This window comes from Kutzneria sp. 744, assembly GCF_000568255.1.
Classification (GTDB): Bacteria; Actinomycetota; Actinomycetes; order Mycobacteriales; family Pseudonocardiaceae; genus Kutzneria.
The window spans coordinates 7,583,871-7,587,110 of sequence record NZ_KK037166.1 but is presented as its reverse complement, the minus strand read 5'-3'; the positions used below and the strand labels follow the sequence as shown (position 1 = coordinate 7,587,110).

General features: G+C 72.3%; 6 protein-coding genes. 2 read left to right on the top strand and 4 right to left on the bottom strand.

Going from position 1 to position 3,240, the window contains the following annotated elements:
- The 4 genes from KUTG_RS66540 to rimP all read right to left on the bottom strand — a co-directional run.
- Positions 1-130 (bottom strand): translation initiation factor IF-2 N-terminal domain-containing protein (locus tag KUTG_RS66540; RefSeq protein WP_369794663.1); only part of this gene is annotated, 130 nt, incomplete at its 3' end.
- A 132-nt stretch (positions 131-262) separates the two neighbouring features.
- Positions 263-490, bottom strand: a complete 228-nt coding sequence (locus tag KUTG_RS34990) for a YlxR family protein (RefSeq protein WP_369794662.1) — start codon at positions 488-490, stop codon at positions 263-265.
- A gap of 121 nt (positions 491-611) precedes the next feature.
- Positions 612-1,625, bottom strand: a complete 1,014-nt coding sequence (gene nusA, locus KUTG_RS34985; RefSeq protein ID WP_043722988.1) for a transcription termination factor NusA — start codon at positions 1,623-1,625, stop codon at positions 612-614.
- Complete coding sequence (gene rimP / locus KUTG_RS34980) at positions 1,622-2,143, bottom strand: ribosome maturation factor RimP (protein WP_043722986.1); 522 nt, start codon at positions 2,141-2,143, stop codon at positions 1,622-1,624. The genes nusA and rimP overlap by 4 nt, the downstream gene beginning before the upstream one ends.
- Positions 2,144-2,308: 165 nt before the next feature.
- Here rimP and KUTG_RS64250 point away from each other — a divergent pair, with 165 nt between their 5' ends.
- Both KUTG_RS64250 and KUTG_RS64245 read left to right on the top strand, forming a co-directional pair.
- Positions 2,309-2,791 (top strand): hypothetical protein, encoded by a 483-nt coding sequence (locus tag KUTG_RS64250; protein ID WP_043722984.1) that lies wholly within the window; start codon positions 2,309-2,311, stop codon positions 2,789-2,791.
- The gene (locus tag KUTG_RS64245; RefSeq protein WP_043722983.1) at positions 2,788-3,234 is read left to right on the top strand and encodes a ferritin-like domain-containing protein; all 447 of its coding nucleotides are present in this window, start codon (positions 2,788-2,790) and stop codon (positions 3,232-3,234) included. The genes KUTG_RS64250 and KUTG_RS64245 overlap by 4 nt, the downstream gene beginning before the upstream one ends.
- Positions 3,235-3,240 lie beyond the last annotated feature (6 nt).

Below are 3,240 nucleotides of genomic sequence, written 5' to 3'. Positions count from 1 at the left end.
CGTCCCGCAGCCGGCGGGCCACGGGGGCCTCCACCGTCGAGGACGCGGACTTCACGTACTCGCCCTGTTCGGCGAGCTTGTTGAGCACTTCCTTGCTCGTGACGCCGAGCTCCTTCGCGAGCTCGTGCACTCGGGCCTTGCCTGCCACTGCTCTCCTCGTCTAGGGAGGCCGGGCGGCAAAGTCCCGCTCGACCTCGTCCTATCGTCGCGCGATCATGTCTTCAGCTTCACGGCTGACTCATGACGGGTCGACCTGCCTTCTCTACTCATCCACCGCGGGGTCGTCCCGCGACGCACATCCCCCAGCCGCGACCGACTCGATGTGAGCGGTCAGAACCGCGAGATCGAGCGCCACCGTGACCCGGAGGGCCCTGGGGAACGCCCGACGTCGCTCGGCGGCGCGCAGGCACGCCGGATCGGGGTGCAACCACGCGCCCCGGCCAGGCAGCCTGCGCCTCGGATCGGGGACCACCGTCTCGTCCCTGACCACCGCGCGCAGCAGCTCGGAGTCCGACGCCCTCGCGCGGCATCCCACGCACGTCCGGATGGGACCGGTGGACGGGGGTGCCGGTTCTGAACGACGAACCACAGAAGATTCTATCCCCTCGGACTCACTCTGCCGAACCGGATACCTGACCGGTCGGCGCGACCACCTCGGCGTCGGACTTGATGTCGATGCGCCAGCCGGTCAGCCGGGCCGCCAGCCGGGCGTTCTGGCCCTCCTTGCCGATGGCCAGGGAGAGCTGGAAGTCCGGCACCACGACCCGGGCCGTCTTGGCCCGCTCGTCGAGCACCCGCACCGAGACAACCTTGGCCGGGGACAAGGCATTCCCGACGAACGTGGCCGAGTCCTCCGAGAAGTCGATGATGTCGATCTTCTCGCCGGCCAGCTCGCTCATCACGTTGCGAACGCGCGCGCCCATGGGGCCGATGCAGGCGCCCTTGGCGTTCACGCCGGGCACCGTGGACCGCACCGCGATCTTCGAACGGTGACCCGCCTCACGTGCCACCGCCGGGATCTCGACCGTGCCGTCGGCGATCTCGGGCACTTCGAGCGCGAAAAGCCGGCGCACGAGGTTGGGGTGCGTGCGCGAAAGGGTGATCTGCGGGCCGCGGGCGCCGCGGGACACGCCGACCACGTAGCACTTGACGCGCTCGCCGTGCTCGTAGCGCTCGCCCGGGACCTGCTCGGCCGGGGGCAGCACGCCCTCGGTGTCGCCGATCTGGACGACGACCATGCCGCGCGAGTTGGCGCGGGCGTCCCGCTGCACGACGCCGGCGATGATCTCGCCCTCCTTGGCCGCGAACTCGCCGAAGGTGCGCTCGTGCTCCGCGTCGCGCAGACGCTGGAGGATGACCTGGCGGGCGGTGGTGGCCGCGATACGCCCGAAGCCCTCCGGGGTGTCGTCCCACTCCTGTTCGACCGCGCCGTCCGGGCCGATGTCCTGCGCCAGCACCCGGACCAGGCCGGACTTGCGGTCGATGTCCACCCGAGCGTGCGGCCGGTGGCCCTCGGTGTGCTTGTAGGCGGTCAGCAGTGCGGTCTCGATGGCCTCGATGACGGTCTCGAACGGGATGTCCTTGTCCCGCTCGATGGTCCGGAGTGCGGCGATGTCGACGTTCATTCGGACTCCTCCTGACAGCCGCGCTCCAGCAGCGCCAAATCCTCGACCGGCGGCTGCCGGAACTCCACTTCCACCACGGCCCGTTCGACGGTTCCGTGGGCGAGCACCCGCAGCTGGCCGTCGACCAGCAGCTGGACCGTCTCGTCGGTGACCCGGCCGACCCGGCCGAGGAACTCGGCCCCGTCGGTCTGCCGCACCTTGACCAGCCGGAACTTCGCCCGCCGCCAGTGGCGCGGCGCGGTCAGCGGCCGGTCGATGCCGGGCGAGGTCACCTCTAGGGTGTACGGGCCCGCGAGCACGTGGTCGTGCTCGTCGAGCGCGGCCGCGACGGCGCGGCTGGCCTCGGCGATCTCGTCGAGTCCGACGCCCTGCTCGCCGTCGACCACCACCTTGACCAGTCGGCGACGCCCAGCCTGCTGCACGTCGAGCAGCTCGAGATCGAAGCCGATCGCCGAGACTGCATCCCGGACGACCGGTTCGAGCTGCGCGGTTATCTCCCCGCGCGGCGCGCTGGACACGTTCTCACTCCCCTGGTCGTTGTTGCTCGGTCGCCACGCGGACGTGACGACATCGACCGGCGATGCCGTTCGCCGGTCGTGGTCGCCAAGCGTATCTCGTCGCTGAGCCGTCCAGACGCACGCGGACCGGAGTGGGTCGGGTGATTGCTGGCAAGATGACTCACCGTGACCCCTCAGCTCGGCCGCCGGGCCCTTCTGCGCCTCGGCGCGCTCACGGTCCTGGCCGCGCCCGCCGTCGCCGCGTGCACCCCGACGCCGACCACGCCGCCACCGCCGGACCCGCTGGCCGCACTGGCCGACGCCGCCGCGCAGGACGCCGCCACCGCCCGCGGGCTGGCCGGCAAGTTCCCCGCGCTGGCCGCCAAGTTCCAGCTCATCGCCACCAACCGGGACGCCCAGGCCGTCGCTCTGCGCAAGGAGATCGACCGGGCCACGCCGCCGCCGACCACCTCGTCCACGGCCCCGTCGAGCCCTCCTCAGGGCACCAGCTATCCCGACCAGGCCGCCGGCGTCGCCGGTATGGCCGCCTCGCTCGGGGCCGCCCAGGACGCCGCCAGCCAGGTCGCGCTGACCGCCCCGACCTACCGCGCCGGGCTCGTCGGCTCCGTCGTCGCCGGCTGCGCCTGCCTGAAGGAGCTGCTCTCGTGACGTCCCCTTCGCCCGACCAGGCGACCGACTCCCTCCAGCAGGCCCTGGCCGCCGAGCACGCCGCGATCTGGGCCTACGGCCTGGCCGGCGCCTTCCTGCCGCCCGCCTCCGACCCCGCGCTGGCCAAGGGCTCCGAGGCCCACACCGCCCGCCGCGACGCCACCATCACCCTGGTCAAGAAGGCCGGCGCCACCCCGAAGTCGGCCGAGCCCGGCTACTCGACGCCCCAGCCGCTGACCAACCAGTCCTCGGCCTTCGTGCTGCTGGTGTCGGCCGAGGCGGACGCCGCAGCAGCCTGGCGTTCGGTGCTGGAGCACACCACCGACCCGGCGCTGCGCAAGACCGCCCTGGACGCCCTCACCGACGCCGCCGTCCGCGCCATGACCTGGCGCCAGACCGCCGGCCAGACCCCCTCCACCCCACCGCTCCCCGGCCAGCCCTGATGCAGG